The 17,011-nt window shown below is 63.7% G+C and carries 14 protein-coding genes; 8 read left to right on the forward strand and 6 right to left on the reverse strand.

The window, feature by feature from the left end; genetic code table 11:
• Positions 1-44 precede the first annotated feature (44 nt).
• Positions 45-3,188 carry a polymer-forming cytoskeletal protein gene (locus GCN75_RS20180; RefSeq protein ID WP_152284000.1) on the reverse strand — a complete coding sequence of 1,048 codons (3,144 nt, stop codon included), beginning with the start codon at positions 3,186-3,188 and terminating at the stop codon, positions 45-47.
• Between the two features lie 115 nt (positions 3,189-3,303).
• Here GCN75_RS20180 and GCN75_RS20185 point away from each other — a divergent pair, with 115 nt between their 5' ends.
• Positions 3,304-4,308 carry a GlxA family transcriptional regulator gene (locus GCN75_RS20185; RefSeq protein ID WP_152284001.1) on the forward strand — a complete coding sequence of 335 codons (1,005 nt, stop codon included), beginning with the start codon at positions 3,304-3,306 and terminating at the stop codon, positions 4,306-4,308.
• Positions 4,309-4,312: 4 nt separating this feature from the next.
• On the opposite strand, the gene GCN75_RS20190 is transcribed toward GCN75_RS20185, so the two are convergent.
• Both GCN75_RS20190 and GCN75_RS20195 read right to left on the reverse strand, forming a co-directional pair.
• Positions 4,313-4,546: a hypothetical protein gene (locus GCN75_RS20190; protein WP_152284002.1), complete on the reverse strand. Its 234-nt coding sequence runs from the start codon at positions 4,544-4,546 to the stop codon at positions 4,313-4,315.
• Positions 4,547-4,662: 116 nt separating this feature from the next.
• Positions 4,663-5,769 carry an S-(hydroxymethyl)glutathione dehydrogenase/class III alcohol dehydrogenase gene (locus GCN75_RS20195; RefSeq protein WP_035824324.1) on the reverse strand — a complete coding sequence of 369 codons (1,107 nt, stop codon included), beginning with the start codon at positions 5,767-5,769 and terminating at the stop codon, positions 4,663-4,665.
• A 323-nt stretch (positions 5,770-6,092) separates the two neighbouring features.
• On the opposite strand from GCN75_RS20195, the gene GCN75_RS20200 reads away from it, so the two are divergent.
• The 3 genes from GCN75_RS20200 (at position 6,093) to GCN75_RS20210 (ending at position 8,990) form a co-directional block, all read left to right on the forward strand.
• Positions 6,093-7,544: a PQQ-dependent sugar dehydrogenase gene (locus GCN75_RS20200; RefSeq protein WP_152284003.1), complete on the forward strand. Its 1,452-nt coding sequence runs from the start codon at positions 6,093-6,095 to the stop codon at positions 7,542-7,544.
• 146 nt (positions 7,545-7,690) lie between these two features.
• Positions 7,691-8,134: a thioesterase family protein gene (locus tag GCN75_RS20205; protein WP_152284004.1), complete on the forward strand. Its 444-nt coding sequence runs from the start codon at positions 7,691-7,693 to the stop codon at positions 8,132-8,134.
• A 70-nt stretch (positions 8,135-8,204) separates the two neighbouring features.
• Positions 8,205-8,990 carry a substrate-binding periplasmic protein gene (locus GCN75_RS20210; protein ID WP_152284005.1) on the forward strand — a complete coding sequence of 262 codons (786 nt, stop codon included), beginning with the start codon at positions 8,205-8,207 and terminating at the stop codon, positions 8,988-8,990.
• Here GCN75_RS20210 and GCN75_RS20215 read toward each other — a convergent pair.
• Together GCN75_RS20215 and GCN75_RS20220 are read right to left on the reverse strand one after the other, a co-directional pair.
• Positions 8,978-9,520 (reverse strand): DUF3016 domain-containing protein, encoded by a 543-nt coding sequence (locus GCN75_RS20215; protein WP_152284006.1) that lies wholly within the window; start codon positions 9,518-9,520, stop codon positions 8,978-8,980. The genes GCN75_RS20210 and GCN75_RS20215 overlap by 13 nt on opposite strands.
• A 144-nt stretch (positions 9,521-9,664) precedes the next feature.
• A complete protein-coding gene (locus tag GCN75_RS20220) occupies positions 9,665-10,168 on the reverse strand; it encodes a DUF3016 domain-containing protein (RefSeq protein ID WP_152284007.1) in 504 nt (167 codons plus the stop codon).
• A gap of 434 nt (positions 10,169-10,602) precedes the next feature.
• On the opposite strand from GCN75_RS20220, the gene GCN75_RS20225 reads away from it, so the two are divergent.
• Positions 10,603-12,108: a DUF3369 domain-containing protein gene (locus tag GCN75_RS20225; RefSeq protein ID WP_152284008.1), complete on the forward strand. Its 1,506-nt coding sequence runs from the start codon at positions 10,603-10,605 to the stop codon at positions 12,106-12,108.
• Positions 12,109-12,312: 204 nt separating this feature from the next.
• On the opposite strand, the gene GCN75_RS20230 is transcribed toward GCN75_RS20225, so the two are convergent.
• Entirely contained in the window at positions 12,313-14,256 is a 1,944-nt protein-coding gene (locus GCN75_RS20230; RefSeq protein WP_152257010.1) for a GAF domain-containing sensor histidine kinase, read from the reverse strand.
• Between the two features lie 185 nt (positions 14,257-14,441).
• Here GCN75_RS20230 and GCN75_RS20235 point away from each other — a divergent pair, with 185 nt between their 5' ends.
• The 3 genes from GCN75_RS20235 to GCN75_RS20245 all read left to right on the forward strand — a co-directional run.
• Positions 14,442-15,989, forward strand: a complete 1,548-nt coding sequence (locus GCN75_RS20235) for a C13 family peptidase (protein ID WP_152284009.1) — start codon at positions 14,442-14,444, stop codon at positions 15,987-15,989.
• A 42-nt stretch (positions 15,990-16,031) separates the two neighbouring features.
• A complete protein-coding gene (gene czcI, locus GCN75_RS20240; RefSeq protein WP_152284010.1) occupies positions 16,032-16,394 on the forward strand; it encodes a cation efflux protein, CzcI family in 363 nt (120 codons plus the stop codon).
• Positions 16,395-16,501: 107 nt separating this feature from the next.
• The coding region (locus tag GCN75_RS20245; RefSeq protein WP_193317579.1) for a TolC family protein at positions 16,502-17,011 on the forward strand (510 nt) is incomplete at its 3' end.

Below are 17,011 nucleotides of genomic sequence, written 5' to 3' on the forward strand. Positions count from 1 at the left end.
ACTGGTTTTTCGCCCTGCCTGCGTCCGCCCGCCTTTGCCCTGCCTCAATACATCTCGCGCAGATAAATCACGGGGCCCGACTTGAACACGCCAAAGACGACGATGCCCACGGTGCTGGCCAGGTAGGGATGGTTAGTAGCGGACACGTCCACGCTGCCGCTCCTGTTGGCGCCGGGCGCCAGCAACGTCAGGAGATTAGCTTGCGGCAATGTGCCTTGCGCAACGGTATACGTCCGGTCATCGACGGCCAGCTTGGCGCAGTCCAGCGTTTTCTTGCAATTGGCCAGCACCACGTCCGACTTGTTCAGTGCGCTGATGCTGTCGAGCAAATTCGTCGTCCATTTCTTGCCGTTCCAGTACTGGACTTGCACGGCCAGCCTGACGGGCAGCAACTCGGAGCCATAGCCGTGGGGCACCATCCATTGCCCCGACAGCACAGTCATCCGTGCCTCGTTCTGTATCACTGGCGAGCTTGAGCTGACGACGGCGCCGCCCGGATAGGTGCTGCTGGCGCGCAAGCGCACGTCGGTGGGCGCTACCTTCGCCGTTACGCCTGCCTTGCCCGGGAAACGGTAGGCAACCATGGGCGAGGCAACGCCCATGGTGAATTTCGTGGGCGCCACGCCGGTGACGGTCGTTTGCGCCTTGCTGCCATCGGTGAGGCGGCTGCTGCCATCAGCGGTACTCGGCGGAAAGGCCGTGGCCCCCGTGGCTGCATCCCAGCCATCGAGCAGCACGGGCGCCAGGACGGTCGGGTTGCGGTCGTCATAATTTTTGGTCGTCGTCTCCCCCAGGGCCCGCGCCGTCACGCGCACGCCTATCGCCTGCCCCGAGTAGGCGTAACGGCCGTTCTCCCCATCGTTGGCACAGGTGAGCGGCGCGGCGCATGGCGTGGCGATGCCGTTGGACGCTTTGGGCAAGTCGCCTTGGCTGTTGTCCTTGATCAGTTCCGTGACGAAGTGGTGCGGGATGAACTGCACCGCCTTGCTCACGCTTGGGACCGGCGCAGCAAGGTTGGCATCGAGGTAGCCGTTGGGATTGGCCAGATTGAAGGCGATGGTGATCGTTCCCACTTCCGGCCAGTTCATGTCGCTGCTGTCAACGGTGCCATTCTTGAAGACCACGCCTCCCTGCACGGCTGGCTTGGCTGGCGCGGCGATCTCGCTCGCCGTCGGCCTGACCAGGCTGGCCAGTGAAGGCAGCGCCGTCTCTGCGACCTTTTCATTGCCGAAGTTCGGCGTCAACTGGCCCGCGTTATTGAGCGCGCTCATGCTGACCGCCACGGGCGCACCCGCGCGCTGGGGCGTGGCGATGGCAACGGCGCTGAACGCGGCCGGCACGACGATAACGCTGCCGCTGCCCGTCATGCTCAAGCCGGCGTCGCCGGTAATGGCCGATCCCGTATAGGTGGCCTTCAGATTCAGCTGTCCCACGTCCGCATACGACATGAGGGCCGTGGCGATGCCCAGGCTGTTGAACGCCAGGTTGACGGTCGCGCCCGCCGTGCTGCAGGCACTCGTGCTGTTCTGGGCCAGCGGCACGACAGGTCCCGTCCCCTGCACGAGAACAGGCAGGGTACCGCTGGCGGGATTGGCATAGCTGCAGGCGAGGTTCAGGTCCTTGCTGGTATTTTTGAACAGGGGCACGCACGCCTGCGCGTTGGGGGAAGCCTGCACGGCGCTGACGTCGAACGCCTTTTGCGTGGCCGAGACATGATTGACGGGAATGACCGTCAAGCCTGTCGCCGCAAAGTTCATGTCGCAGCTGCTGCTGTTGTCCGATGCGCGCTTGCACACGAGCGCGCCCGTGGTGCCGGGCACGCTGGTCAGGCTCAAGGTGGCCGTGCCGACCGTGTACTGGCGCACGCTGGCCGTTGCCACGCCGCTGCTGTCTATCTGCGTCGCCGTGCCGCCAGGGCTGACGGTGACACTCGCGCCGTTCGTGTACTTGGCGCTGCAGGCGGCATCCGCGCACGCCGTCACCGTCACCGTCTGCGGCGCGCACGTCAGGGCATTGCCCGAATGCTCGATCTGGAAGTGGTGCGGCCCTGCCAGCGTGCCGGGGCCGCACTTCGGCCCCATGGGGTCGGTGTAGGGCCAGCCGCTGTTGTTCGTCACGCAGCTGCACGGATTCGATGGCGTATATGCCTTGCAGGTGATGGTTTGCTGCACCCGGCCCTGCCAGCCCAGGGTGATATGGTCGACCAGGGCGTTGCCCGTGATATAGGCGTTGGACGAGTCGAGCGTCACGTTGCCGCCCTCGACATTGCCCTTGACGCCATTGCCGGACGCAATGGTCAGGGAGCTGGAGGCTTTCACATCGCCCGTGACGAGCAGGCCGGACGCCTTCAGGTCGATGCTGGGCGACGTCAGGTTGCCCTTGACCTGGCTGCCGGAACCGACCGTCAGCGAGGTGCTGGCCGTGATATCGCCCTGCACCTGGCTGTTCGCTGCATCGATGCTGACGACGGGCGCCTTGGTGCTGCCCTTCAGGTTACTGCCCGAACCAAGGCTGAAGGAATTGACGGCCGTCACGTCGCCCGTGATCGTCACGCTGGAACTGGTGCTGACGCTGCTGCCGCTGACGGGTCCCGTTATCGTCGAACTGGAACCGATGCTGACGTTGCCGCTGGCCTTGATGCTGCCCGTAATGGTGACATTGGAATTGGTGGTGATCGTACCGCCGTTGAGGGCGCCGTTCACGGTGGAGCCGGAGGAAATGTCGATGCTGCCGCCCGTGGCCGTGATATTGCCCGTGACCCGCACGGGCGTGCCGCCCAGGATCACGGCGGCAGCCGAAATATCGGCCACGATGACATTGTTGCTTTGCCCGCCCACTTTGAAGCTGCCGCCCTTGGCCGTCAAACTGCCGCCCGTGATCTTCAGGTTCGGCGTATTGGTGTTGCTGAAGTCGAGATTCCTGTTGGCCGTCAGCGATGCCGTGCCGCTCATGCTCAAGCCCTGGTTATAGCCGATGCTCACATCGCTGTTGACCGTGACGCCGTAGCCGCTGGCGATGACGACGGCATCCGTATCGCCCATCTGCAAGCTGGCGCAAGTGTATTGGGTAGCTGACGGCGCCAGCGTACAGCCGCTGACGGCGCCGCCATTGAAATTGAGCGTGGCCGCGTGGGCCAAGGATGAGCCCAGCAGCAATGTCAGGGCAGTCAAAATGTGGAGTAAGCGCACGATATCCAGGAATCCGATGGGTGGGGAGCCAGCGGGCGCGCGGATTATTTCATGCTAACCTACGCCATCGCTGTTGTTGCATTATGGCAGTATTTATCCCCCTCGCGCATATCGCATGATCAAGCAAAGCCCCAAAGAATTCCCCCTGCGCACCGTCGACATCATCGTCTATCCCGGCTTCAAGGCGCTCGAAGCCATCGGCGCCATGAAGGTGTTTGACTACGCCAACACCCATTTGCGCCTGCGCAACCTGCCGGGCGGCTACGACGTGCGCATCGCCTCGACGGCCATCGGCCCCGTCGAGTCGGACACCCTGATGTCGCTGCACGCCAGCAAGGCGCTCGATGCGCACCGCCTGCCCGACCTGGCCGTCATCGTCGGCTGCCACCACGTCGAGCAAGTCTTGCAGGACATCCCCGCCCTCGCCGCCTGGGTGGCCGAGGCGGCGCCCCGCATCGATACCCTGGCGGCCCTGTGCACGGGCTGCTTCTTCCTGGCCGAAGCCGGCGTGCTCGACGGCAAGAGCGCGGCCACGCACTGGAGCGCCGTGGACAGCCTGCGCCAGCGCTATCCATTGATACAGGTCAATGCCGATGCGATTTTCGTGCGGGAAGGGAAATTCTGGACGTCGGCCGGCGTGACGGCCGGCATCGACCTGGCGCTGGCCCTGGTGGAAGACGATTTCAGCCGCGATATCGCGCTGGAAGTGGCGCGCGACCTGGTGGTGTACCTGAAACGGCCCGGCGGCCAGTCGCAGTTTTCCGTGCACCTGTCGAGCCAGATGACCACGCATCCCACCATCCGCCAGTTGCAGGGCTGGATCATGGAACACCTGGCAGATGAGCTCACGGTGCCGCTGCTGGCGGCCAGGCTGGCCATGAGCGAGCGCAATTTTACGCGCGTGTTCCAGCGCGAAACGGGCACCAGCCCCACGGAATTCATCGACACGGCCCGCTTCGAAGTGGCGCGCCGCTTGCTGGAAGACAATGTGTCTTCCTTAAAACAGGTGGCCGTGCAGGCGGGCTTGCACAGCGAGGAAAGGCTGCGCCGCCTGTTTCAAAAGAAACTCGCCATCACGCCGCGCGACTACCGCGAGCGCTTTTCCAGCACGGCGCGCTAGCAATTCAGCGCGGCTTGCCGTGACGCACGTGACGCGTGGCCAGTTGGCGGTTCTGCCGGGCCAGCGGCGTAAACAAGAGTGCGCACAGCAGATACGTGGCCAGCAGCGCCAGCCAGATGGCGGGCGTGGCGAGGCTGGCGGCATTGCTCCACCACAAGGCCAGCAGGGAAGACAGGGCCGCGCCGAGGAAGACGGGCAGCATGCGGCGCAAAGTCGCGAGATAGGCAGTGGCAAACATGAACGGCTCCCAAAGCAAGGCGGATGCCTTCACACTAGCAGGGGCAGGCGGCGAAGTACAGCCTGCCGCCCTGCCCCGTCCGTCAAGTGTTGCGCAATGAGTACATTGCGTGCCGCTTAGTACAGCACGACGGAACGGATCGATTCGCCGCTCTTCATCAGGTCGAAGCCTTCATTGATGCGTTCGAGCGGCAAACGGTGCGTGATCAGGTCGTCGATATTGAGCTTGCCTTCCATATACCAGTCGACGATCTTCGGCACGTCCGTGCGTCCCCGTGCGCCACCGAAGGCCGAGCCGCGCCATTCGCGTCCCGTCACCAGCTGGAACGGACGCGTGGAAATTTCCTGCCCTGCCGCCGCCACGCCGATGATGAAGGACTTGCCCCAGCCCTTGTGCGTGCACTCGAGCGCCTGGCGCATCAGGGTCGTGTTGCCCACGCACTCGAAGCTGTAGTCGGCGCCGCCGTCCGTCAGTTGCACGATGGCATCGACGACGTTCTCCACTTCGTTCGGGTTGATGAAATGCGTCATGCCGAACTTGCGCGCGATGGCCTGGCGCGCGGGGTTGATGTCGATGCCGATGATCTTGTCGGCGCCCACCATCTTCGCCGCCTGGATCACGTTCAGGCCGATGCCGCCCAGACCGAACACGGCCACGTTGGCGCCCGCCTCGACCTTGGCCGAGAACAGCACGGCGCCCACGCCCGTCGTCACGCCGCAGCCGATGTAGCACACCTTGTCGAACGGCGCATCTTCGCGGATCTTGGCCAGCGCGATTTCCGGCACGACGATGTAGTTCGAGAACGTGGACGTGCCCATGTAGTGGAACAGCGGCTGGCCATTGAGCGAGAAGCGACTGGTAGCGTCCGGCATCAGGCCGCGGCCCTGCGTGGAGCGGATGGCCTGGCACAGGTTCGTCTTTTGCGACAGGCAGAACTTGCACTGGCGGCATTCCGGCGTGTACAGGGGGATGACGTGGTCATCCTTTTTCAGGGTCGTCACGCCCGGACCCACGTCGACGACGACGCCGGCCCCTTCGTGGCCCAGGATGGCGGGGAAGATGCCTTCCGGATCGGCGCCCGACAGGGTGTAGTAATCGGTGTGGCAAATGCCCGTGGCTTTCAGCTCGACCAGCACTTCGCCGGCGCGCGGGCCGGCCAGGTCGACTTCTTCGATGGTCAGCGGGGCGCCCGCCTTCCAGGCAATCGCGGCTTTGGTTTTCATGGGATGTCTTCCTGCTCGGTTTCAGATGCGCCATTATCGGGCGCAGGCAGGCGCGGCGGGACCAGCGGCCCCGCGCTTGTCTGAAAACGCGGCGCATTTGTCCGATGCCGCCGCAAGGTGCAGCAGCGCACGGACGCGCGGCGCGCGCCAGGCATACGCTTGCGCAAGCTCAATCTTGCGGACATAAAAACGCGCATTCTTGACGCAACGGCGTTCCCTTGATGTATGTCCCTTGATGTATGTCCCTTGATGTATTTCCTTTGATGTACCGCCCTGACTCGCCCCGCTGACTCGCCATTTCATCGTTCCTCCAGGAGACTGACATGCGCAACGTACTATCCCGACTGCCCTTCGCCTGGCCAGCCCTGCTGCTGGCATGCTGCCTGGCCCTGCTATCTTCCTGCGGCGGCGGGGGCGGCCACCACCCGCCCGGCGCCGCGACCGGCAGCCTGGCCGTGACCATCGGCGGCTTGCCGGCCGGCGTGGCGGGCGCCGTCACGGTCAGCGGTCCCGGGGCCTACAGCAAACTGCTGACGGCAAGCGCCACCTTGACGGACCTGGCGCCCGGCGCCTACGCGCTCAACGCCGCCAGCGTGGCGCAAGGCACGGGCACGCTGGCGCCCACGCCCGTCACGCAGCAGGTGCAAGTCAATGCGGGCGCGACGGCCAGCGCCAGCGTCAGCTATGCAGCCACGGCGCCGCTGGCCCTGGCCCTGCAAGAGGTGGCCAGCGGCTTGAACGCCCCCATCTTCCTCACGGCGCCGAGCGGCGACAGCCGCCTCTTCATCCTCGAACGCCCCGGCCGCATCCGCGTGCTGCAAAACGGCAACCTGCTGGCCACGCCCTTCCTCGACATCGGCACGTTGACCAGCACCAGCGGCGAGCGGGGCTTGCTGTCGCTGGCCTTCCATCCGCAATACGCGAGCAATGGCTATTTCTTCATCTATTACACCAATCTGGCGGGCGATATCGTCATCGAGCGGCGGCAAGTGTCGGCCGGCAACGCCAACGTGGCCGATCCCCTGTCCGCGCTGACCATTATCACGATTGCCCACCCCACCTTCAGCAACCACTATGGCGGCCTGCTCAGCTTTGGCCCGGACGGCTATCTGTACGCGGGCACGGGCGACGGCGGCAGCGCGGGCGACCCGCCCGGCAATGCGCAAAACACGAATGTGCTGCTCGGTAAACTGCTGCGCCTGGACGTCGGCGCCAGCAGCGTAGCCCAGCCGTACGCCATTCCACCGGGTAATCCGTTTGCCGGCACGGCGGGCGCGCGGGGCGAGATCTGGGCGTATGGCTTGCGCAATCCGTGGCGCTACGCCTTCGACGTGCCGGCCCAGCTGTTGTACATCGCCGACGTGGGCCAGGCCAACTGGGAAGAGGTCGACGTGCGTCCCGTCTCCCAGGCGGGCAACAACTATGGCTGGAACGTCATGGAAGGCGCGCACTGCTACAACAGCAGCAGTTGCAGCCAGGCGGGCCTGGTCCTGCCTGCCATCGAATACGGCCACGATGCGGCCGGCGGCTGCTCGATCACGGGCGGCTATGTGTACCGCGGCACGGCCCTGCCGGAACTGGCGGGACAGTACCTGTATTCGGACTACTGCAGCGGCTGGCTGAAGAGTTTCAGCTACGGCAATGGCACGGCCTCCGCCGTGACGGACTGGGGCATCACGAACGTGGGCAATATCCTGTCCTTCGGCCAGGATGCTCAAAACGAGCTGTACATGCTGAGCGGCACGGGCAAGGTCTACCGGATCGTGCGCAAGTAAGCGTGCGCCAATAGCGCAGGCCAATACGCGTGCGCCGCTGAAGCGGGCTCACGCACGCGTCCAGGGGCGTTTTTCGACGGGGCGCGGGGAACCGGCTAGAATGGGTTTTTTCCGCCGCGCCCTGCGCCCCAGCTCAAGAGAACACCATGGCCCGTTTGAAACTTGAATTTCCTGAAGACCAGTACTGCTATTCCTCGCAACTGACGGTACGCACCACGGACATCAATGCCGGCAACCATCTCGGCAACGATTCCATGATTTCCATGATTTCCGAGGCACGCGCCCGCTTCCTGTTCGAATATGGCGTGCGCGACATCGAAGCGGACGGCACCGGCATCATCGTCACCGACCTGGCCACCACCTACCGCGCCGAAGCCCATGCGCGCGACCAGCTGCTGTTCGAAGTGGGCGTCATGGATTTCAATAAATATGGCGGCGACATCACTTTCCGCATCACGCGTCCGCGCGACAGCACCCTGATCGCGATGGCCAAGTCCGGCTTTGTGTTTTTCAACTATAAGCTCAGCCAGGTCGTCCCCATGCCGGAAGATTTCGGCAGCAAGTTCCCGCAGGTGAACTGGGTCGATTAAGGAACGGATTCAGCGGGCGCCACGCCGTCATGCTGTATGCTTGCCAGGAAGACATTAAAACTGGAGCGGCATGCAATCAGCGATAACGGCAAGACTGTGCCTGGCCCTGGCCCTGCTGGGCCCGTGGCCGGCCGCCTTGGCCGCGCCGCAAACCGTCATCCTGTACGGCGACGACGACTATGCGCCGTACAGCTATGTGGAAAACGGCGTCTTCAAGGGCATGTATATCGATATCCTGCGCCTGGCGGCCAGCGCGATGCCCGCTTACCGGCTGGAACTGCAGCCGCGCCCCTGGAAACGGGGACTCGATGCGCTGGAAAAAGGCCAGGTGTTCGGCCTGTTCCCGCCAGGACGCAAAACGGAACGGCCGTACGTGCAACCGTATTCGACCGTGCTGTACCGCGAATCCGTGGTCCTGTTCTGCCATGACGCCGTCATGCGCACGCCGCGCACGCGCTTTCCCGCCGACTTTGCCGGCCTGACCATCGGCGTCAACACGGGTTTTTTGCTGTCGGAAAAATTGATGGCGCCGGCCCGCCAGGGGCTGCTGCACCTGGAAGCGGCCAAGGGCAATGAAGCGAACCTGAAGAAACTGGCCCTGCGGCGCATCGATTGCTATGCCAGCGACCGTGGCGCGGCCCGCCACACGGCGTACCGGCTGCGCGGCGAGCTGGCCCGCTACGGCTTTGCCTTGCATGAAGTGCTGGAACTGTCGTCCGAAGACACGTATATCGCCTACAGCGCGCGCAACACGCCGGCCTACAAGGCCGATTTCGTCGCGCAGATGAATGCCGCCCTGCTGGCCCTGCGCCAAAGCGGCCAGCTGGCGCGCATCGAAGCGGCTTATTTGCGCTGAACGTCGCGCGGCTGCAAGGTCATGACGGGACGGCTGCGGCCCTGGGGCTGGACGCCGAAGGTATTCTTGAACCACTCGTCGATCATGCGCTTTTCATAGCGCAAGGCATCGTTGCTGGGATAGCGATTGATATGCTGCAAATAGGACATGTCCGACAGGTAGGCATTGCCGCTGGCGATGACCTTGCCCTGCTGCTCGAGCGTATAGCGCAAGCGCAGCCGCGGCCAGTCCGCGCGGCCCGTCATCACGCGCACATCGAAGGCGCCGCGACGCGCCGGGTCTTCGCGCCCCGCCAGGTCGACATCGGTGATCTCGATCCGGAGCTCCTGGCCCTGCGGCAAGCCCTTGCCCAGCCAGCTAAAGTGATTGGCCAGGCCCTCCAGGACCTGCTCCCGGTCTCGCGAACTGAACGGCACATCGGAATAGTCGTCGGGCTTGTCGAACGTCACCTGGACGCCGGCCCAGGCGCTGCCGCCAGCAGCCAGCGCCAAGGCGGCTATCCATGCTTTCGTCATGCTGGAAATACGCATATGCATTCCTTTCAGAAAGTTCACGGGCAGGCAGCCGCCGCACTGCCGGCATCTGCCTGTTTCCCGTTTGACTATAGCCTGAAGTGAAAATTTCCGGAGCGCAATACGTTTCGTGCGGCGCAGGCCCGGCGGCCAGCCGGCAGCTTACTTGCGGGCCTTGCGCTTGACCTTGACGCCAAAGGTGTCGGCATACCATTCGTCGATCATCAGCTTTTCATAGCGCAACTTTTCATTGCTGAAGTAGGGATTGATGCGGCTCAGGTAAGACATGTCGGACAGCGCGGCATCGGCGCTGCTGATGACCTTGCCATTCTGTTCCAGCACATAGTGCAGGCGCATGCGCGGCCAGTCGACCCGGCCATTCATGACGCGGATATCCTGGCCGGCACGCAGGTTGGGATTTTCACGTCCCGCCAGGTCCACGTCCGTCACGTCGATTTTCAAGGTCTGCCCGGGCGGCAGCAATGCGCCCAGCTTTTCGAAATGCCGGCTCAGTTCTTTCAACACCTCTTCCCGCTCGTGCGGGTCGAACGGCACATCCGTGAATTGATCCGGCTTGCTGAAATGCACTTCCGTTCCTGCCCAGGCCGCGCTGCTGGCCAGCAAGGCCAGACCGGCGATCAGGGCGCGCGTCGTTTGCTTTTGCATGATGTACCCTTTCAGGAAATGTGCGTGGCATGGCGCCACTTTCTTATGCTTGTTTAATATAACGCGCTACCTTCCATTCTGGCGCGTAATTCATACCTTGTTACTTTTCCGCTTTCCGCCAGAACAGCAAGACGCCGTATTTTTTTACAGATTCATTGGCAATATTAACTAAAACAAAGTATTGTCTTGAAAATATAGTTGCCTAAGCGATAAAGTATAGATAGTGTCAGCAGCATGGATTTAAAGTGCCTTTTTGGCATGGATGTTGCATGATTTTAGTCAATTGTTCTTGCTTATTGTTAATACTTAGCTGTCAGTCTACAATCGACAAAATGCGCCCGAAAAACGCGCAACGCCAGTGGTGGCGCACAGCTTAGTCTGGCGCAGGCGTCTCAGCATTGCGTCAGTTATGCCTTTTAGCGGAACTCGTCCTTATGTCATTTTTGTCTTCAGCCTCGCCCAAGTTACCCCCCTGGAAAGTCCTGCTCGTCGACGATGAACCCGACATCCACGACATCACGGAACTGACGCTGAGCCGTTTCCGCCTGGAAGGCCGCGCGCTGAGCTTCGTGCATGCGTACAGCGGCGCCGAAGCCAAGCAGGTGCTGGCGCGCGAAGACGGCATCGCGCTGGTCTTCCTCGACGTGGTGATGGAGCGCGAAGACAGCGGCCTGGAAGTGGCGCGCTGGATGCGCGAAGACCTGGGCAACCAGTTTACGCGCATCGTGCTGCGCACGGGGCAGCCGGGACAGGCGCCGGAAGAACGGGTGATCGTCAACTACGACATCAACGACTACAAGGAAAAGACGGAACTGGACCGCACCAAGCTGTTCACCACCACCTTTGCCGCCCTGCGCGCCTACCGCGACATCATGAAGGTGGAAGAGGCGCGCCAGGCCCAGCTCCACTACCGCGAAGGCCTCGAGCGCGTGATCGCCGCCTCGGCGTACATCTTCAAGCAGCGCAACCTGCGCGACTTCGCCAGCGGCCTGCTGCAGCAGGTCGTCGCCCTGCTGCGCCTGGAAACGAGCATGCTGCTGCGCCTGCGCGGCGCCAGCGCCATCTCGGGCGAGCAGGATTATGAAATCCTCGCGCAGATCGGCGACACGGACGACGGCATCCTCAGCCCGTCCCTGCTGTCGCAGCTGGACGATGCCAAGAGCAACAAGATTTCGCGCCTGCATGGCGACACCTATGTCGGCTACTTCCCGAACAGCAGCGGCAAGGCGTCCTTGCTGGTACTCAAGGGCGTGGAAGAAATCTCCGACCTCGATGCGCAGCTGCTGGAAGTGTTCTGCTCGGGCGTGGCCATCGCCTTCGACAATATCCTGCTGACGCAGGAAATCACCGATACCCAGGCCGAACTGATCCTGCGCCTGGGCGACGTGGTCGAATCGCGCTCGCACGAAGGGGGCAACCACGTGCGCCGCATGGCCGAAGTGTGCCAGCTGCTGGCGCAAGCCTCCGGCATGTCGGCGGAGGAAACCATGGTGCTGCGCCATGCGGCACCCATGCATGACATCGGCAAGATTTCCACGCCCGACGCCGTGCTGCTCAAACCCGGCAAGCTCGACGCGGCCGAATGGGAAATCATGAAGCAGCATCCGACAGTGGGCATGTCCATCCTCGACGGCTCACAGCGGCCGCTGCTCAAGGCCGCCGCCGTGATCGCCCACCAGCACCACGAAAAATACGACGGCAGCGGCTACCCGCAAGGCCTGGCCGGCGAGCACATCCACAAATACGCGCGCATCGCCGCCGTGGCCGACGTTTTCGACGCCCTCATGCACAAGCGCTGCTACAAGGACGCCTGGCCACTGGAGCGCGTGGTGGGCTACCTGCGCGAAGTGAGCGGCAGCCACCTGGACCCGCAGTATGTGGAGTTGCTGATTGCCAATCTCGACGAAGCGCTTGCGCTGAATCAACGCTTCCCTGATTAGGCTCCGGATTCCAGATTTAACCCAAGAGCAGATACTGGGGTCAGACCCGCAGGGTCTGACCCCAGCTTCACGGGCCAAGCGGACCTGAAAAATGTCGAGGACCAGGCGCAGCGACGCAGACAGTACGCCAGTACGGCAAGGAGCTGCAACGCCGCCGTCGGCATTTTCTCAGGCCCGCGTCTCCGGCCCGCCGTTTTCAGGCTTTCAAGCGCTCTTCGGTTCCAATGGGAAGCGTATCTTGTAGTGCAATCCCATCCCCGGCGCACTGACCACCTTCACCGTGCCGCCCAGCGGCCCCGTCACCAGGTTGTACAGGATATGCGCACCCAGGCCGCTACCGCCCGAGCCCCGCTTGGTCGTGAAGAAGGGGTCGAACAGCTGGCCCAGGGTGGCGCTGTCCATGCCCATGCCGTCGTCGCTGTAATCGAGTTCCAGCATCTCACCGGCCGTGCGCACGCCGATCTTAATCCTGCCCGGCTCGCCTTCGGCAAAGCCGTGCACGAGGGAATTGACCACCATGTTCGTGACGATCTGCGAGACGGCGCCCGGATAGCTGCGCAGCTGCACGTCGGGCGCGCACTCGATGTCCACCTTGATGGGCTTGCCCTTGAGCTTGGGCTGCAGCGAGAGCAGGATTTCATCGAGGTATTTGCGCAGATTGAAGCTGCGCAACTCATCCGAGGACTGGTCCACGGCCACCTGCTTGAAGCTGCGCACCAGCGCCGCGGCGCGCTGGGTATTCGTCGTCATGATGCGCAGGGTCTGGTCGATGATGTCGAAGAACTGGCGCAAGCCGTCTTCATCGAGCTGGCCGCCGTCCAGGTCTTCGCGCGTGAGTTTCAATTCCTGCACCAGGTGGCTGGTGGCTGTCACGCAAATGCCCAGCGGCGTATTGATTTCATGCGCCACGCCCGCCACCAGGCGCCCCAGCGACGCGAGCTTTTCCTGGCGCACCAGTTCCGACTGCGCTTCCTGCAAGGCGTTCAGGGCGCTGTTCAGGGCCGCGTTCTGCTCTTCCAGCGCTTCCTTGGCCCGCCGCATGGCGCTGTCGGCCTGGATGCGGGCCATCGCCACGGCCACGTGGCTGGCCATGAAGGCCAGCACGTCCAGTTCCGCCTGGCCATACACGACGGACGAGTCATAGCTTTGCACGATGATCACGCCATACTTGCGCTCGCCCAGCAGCATGGGCGCGCCCATCCAGCTGGCGATGCTGGTATTGCCCAGCGGCTCTTCCATCTCGCCGCTGGCCACCAGCGCCGCATAGCTGTCCGCATCGAGCAGGCAAGCCTGGCGCCGCGCCAGCACATACGAACTCATGCCGATGCCGTAATGAAAGCGTTTCACGGGCGCCTGCGCATCTTTTTCATCGACAAAATACGGGATCGTGATGTCCTTGTTGTCCGGGTGATACAGGGCGATGAGAAAATTCTTTGCCGTCACCAGCTCGCTGATGATGGCGTGCAGGCGCGTGTACAAGGTCGTCGCGTCGGAAGCCTGCGCCGACAGGTTGGCGATTTCATACAGCGCATGCTGCAGGTTTTCCGCGCGGCGCCGCTCGGCCACTTCGTGCGCCAGCAGCGCCGTGCGCTCCTGCACCGCCTTTTCCAGCCGGTCCATGCTTTGCATGCCCTGCAGGGCGCTCGACACGTGCGTGGCGATCAGCGCGAACAGGGCCTGGTCTTCCAGGCTGAAGCGGTGCTGGGCATCGTAGCTCTGGATGACGATGGCGCCCAGCACCTGGTGCTGCTGGTCCAGCAGCGGGCAGCCGATCCAGTGCTCGGCCGCCGTGCCGCCGCCCCAGGCGCCGCCATCGATGGCGCGCATGGCGTCGTCGTCGGCCGTCATCACCAGCTGCTTGCGGTTGACGATGACCCACGCCGTGGGCGACTGCGCCGCGCTGGCCAGGCGTACGCCCTCGTCCGGGTCGGGCGCGGCATCGAATTCATCGACAAAATAGGGAAAGCGCACGAGGCCGTCGTCGCGGTCGCTGAGCGCGACATAAAAGTTCGCCGCATACATGATGCGCCCCAGCGCCGCATGCACCGCCTGCAGGAATTCGCTGATATCGCTGCAGGTGCTCGAGCGCTGCCCGATTTCCAGCAACACGGTTTGAACGGCTTCCAGGCGGCTGAGACGGCTTTCCATGGGTGACTGTGTGCCTTGTGTAAGTATATGTTCTGAAAATCAATATTATCAGTTCAGCTCCACCTTGGCACGGCATAAAACGGAGAATCTTGCCTTGAGGCAGAGCAACACACGCTACGCCAGCATTTGCCACCTTGGCGATACAGTGGCAGACTAGGCCCCTTCCTACAGACCAGACCGTCCTCATGACCGCCACGCTACGCGCCTCGCTTCGCCCCTACACCCTCGCCGGCCTGCTGGCCTTTGCCGCGCTGGGCATGCCGCCCCTGTGCGCCGCGCCAGCCAAGGTGCCGGCGGCGGAGACGGCCGATGGGGGACGCTATTTCGGCCCCCTCGTCGCGGGCAAGATGCATGGCCAGGGCCGTCTCGAATACGCGAGCGGCGCCTTTTACGAAGGGGGCTTCGCGCGCGGCGTGTTTTCCGGCCAGGGCACGCTGCGCCAGTCCTCGGGCGTCGAATACGTGGGCGCCTTCCGCCAGGGCGCCTTCGATGGCATCGGCCGCTACACGTCGCCCAAGGGCGAAATCTATGCGGGCAGCTTCGTCAAGGGCAGCTTCGAGGGGATGGGCCGCTTCCAGGGCGCCGACGGCGCCACCTTCGAAGGCCAGTTCAAGCACTGGCGTCCGCACGGCGCCGGCAAGCTGACCGACACGGACGGCACCGTCTTCGAAGGCGAATTCGTCCAGGGCCAGGTGCAGGGCAAGACCACCGTCACCACCAGCGACGGCATCCACTACGAAGGCGAGCTGAAGGACTGGAAATTCGAAGGCCAGGGCGTGCTGCGCACGGCCGAAGGCGACGAATACCGGGGCGGCTTCAAGAATGGCCAGTTCGACGGCAAGGGCGTGCTGCGCTATGCCGTGGCGCAGGCGGACGGCCGCCGCGAAGACAGCGGCAACTGGACGGAAGGCCAGCTGGACGACCCGGCCCTGGAGAAGCTCACGCGCGATAATATCGAACTGGCCCTGTACAACCAGCGCAGCCTGCTCGACGGCGCCCTGGCGCGCATCGCGCCGCGCGACGGGGCAAAAAAGATCAATCTGTACCTGCTGGGCGTGGCCGGCGATGGCGCGCAGGAAGTGTTTCACCGCGAAACAGCCTTCGTGCAGCGCCAGTTCGACCGCGACTATGGCACCGTGGGCCGCTCCCTGATGCTCGTCAACAGCCGCAACACGGTGGCGCAGCAGCCGATGGCCACGCGCACCAGCATCGCCGCCAGCCTCGATGCGCTGGGCGCGAAGATGGACAAGCAGAACGACGTGCTGTTCCTGTTCCTCACCAGCCACGGCTCGCCCGAACACGAACTGGCGCTGGCGCAAAACGGCATGGACCTGCACAGCCTGCCCGCGCAGGAACTGGCATCCATGCTCAAGCACAGCGGCATCCGCTGGAAAGTCATCGTGATCTCGGCCTGCTATGCGGGCGGGTTCATCGATGCATTAAAGGATGATCAAACGCTGGTCATCACGGCCGCGCGCCGCGACCGCACCTCGTTCGGCTGCGACGACCAGAACGATTTTACTTATTTCAGCGAAGCGTATTTCAAGGAGGCATTGCCGAAAAGCAGCAGCTTCGAGTCCGCATTCGAGCAGGCCAAGGTGCTGGTGCAAGTGCGCGAAGCGGCCGATTTCAACGAGGGCGGCATGGAAGCGGAAGAACATTCCGAGCCGCAAATGTTCCAGGGCAAGGCCATCGCCGCGCATTTAAAGGCATGGCGCGCCCAGCCGCGCTAAGCGCAGCGCAGCCCTGCTACTTTCTGTACAATAGCCGTCACCATGCGTAAATTCTTCCTCATTTTGCTGCTGTTCGTGCTTCCGCTCCAGATGTCCTGGGCCGCGGCGAGCGCGTATTGCCTGCACGAGGAAGGCAAGGCGGCCCAGCACCTGGGCCACCACAATCACCAGCACAAGGCAGGGGCCGACAAGCAACCGGCCGGCGACAAGGCCGACAAGCAATCCAAAGGCCAGCCGCACAGCGACTGCAACGTCTGCCATGGCATCGGCCATGCATGGCTGCCGGCCGGCTCCAGCCTGCCCGTCGGCGACACGGTGTCCGTGACTGCGGACACCGCCCCCTTCTTTTACGCTTCCCACATCCCGGACGTTCCCAAGCGTCCCGACTGGTCGTCGGCCATCTAGGCCGACGGGACGTCCCCTTTTGTCATAACGCACTGCGCGCCCTGAAATAATCCGGGCGCAAGCCTGCGCGTCCCGTCGAATTCTTTTTCCGTATTCTGGAGAATTCGATGTACCGATCCCTCTATCTCTTGCTACTCTCCGCTGGCCTGCTGGCCGGCAACTTTGCTCACGCGCAATCTAGCGTGGAAGCAGCCGCGCCCCTGACCTTGCCCGCCGCCCTGGCCCTGGCCGAGGCCGGCAACGCCACCCTGTCGGCCGCCCGCCATGAACTGGCGGCCCAGGGCGGCGCCCTGCAACAGGCGCGCGCCCTGCCCAACCCGGAACTGCAAACCGTGCTGGAAGACACGCGGCGCGCCACGCGCAGCACCACCGTGCAGCTCAATCAATTGATCGAACTGGGCGGCAAACGGGGCGCGCGCGCCGCCGTTGCCCAGCGCGGCGAAGACCTGGCGCACGCGGGCCTGTCCCTGCAGCAGGCCGACACGCGCGCGGCCGTCACTTCCGCCTTTGTCGACGTGCTGGCGGCGCAGGAAGGCTTGCGCCTGGCCGACAGCGCGCAGGCGCTGGCCGCGCGCGCCAGCGACATCACGGCGCGCCGCGTCACGGCCGGCAAGGCC

Origin of the sequence: Janthinobacterium violaceinigrum (genome assembly GCF_009208555.1) — a bacterium.
Taxonomy (GTDB): Bacteria; Pseudomonadota; Gammaproteobacteria; order Burkholderiales; family Burkholderiaceae_D; genus Janthinobacterium; species Janthinobacterium violaceinigrum.

Coding starts and splice junctions, on each gene's coding strand:
- GCN75_RS20200 (WP_152284003.1), top strand. CDS start 6,093: ATGCGCAACGTACTATCCCGACTGCCCTTCGCCTGGCCAGCCCTGCTG.
- GCN75_RS20225 (WP_152284008.1), top strand. CDS start 10,603: ATGTCATTTTTGTCTTCAGCCTCGCCCAAGTTACCCCCCTGGAAAGTC.
- GCN75_RS20190 (WP_152284002.1), bottom strand. CDS start 4,546: ATGTTTGCCACTGCCTATCTCGCGACTTTGCGCCGCATGCTGCCCGTC.
- GCN75_RS20220 (WP_152284007.1), bottom strand. CDS start 10,168: ATGCAAAAGCAAACGACGCGCGCCCTGATCGCCGGTCTGGCCTTGCTG.
- GCN75_RS20210 (WP_152284005.1), top strand. CDS start 8,205: ATGCAATCAGCGATAACGGCAAGACTGTGCCTGGCCCTGGCCCTGCTG.
- GCN75_RS20185 (WP_152284001.1), top strand. CDS start 3,304: ATGATCAAGCAAAGCCCCAAAGAATTCCCCCTGCGCACCGTCGACATC.
- czcI (WP_152284010.1), top strand. CDS start 16,032: ATGCGTAAATTCTTCCTCATTTTGCTGCTGTTCGTGCTTCCGCTCCAG.
- GCN75_RS20195 (WP_035824324.1), bottom strand. CDS start 5,769: ATGAAAACCAAAGCCGCGATTGCCTGGAAGGCGGGCGCCCCGCTGACC.
- GCN75_RS20235 (WP_152284009.1), top strand. CDS start 14,442: ATGACCGCCACGCTACGCGCCTCGCTTCGCCCCTACACCCTCGCCGGC.
- GCN75_RS20205 (WP_152284004.1), top strand. CDS start 7,691: ATGGCCCGTTTGAAACTTGAATTTCCTGAAGACCAGTACTGCTATTCC.
- GCN75_RS20230 (WP_152257010.1), bottom strand. CDS start 14,256: ATGGAAAGCCGTCTCAGCCGCCTGGAAGCCGTTCAAACCGTGTTGCTG.
- GCN75_RS20215 (WP_152284006.1), bottom strand. CDS start 9,520: ATGCGTATTTCCAGCATGACGAAAGCATGGATAGCCGCCTTGGCGCTG.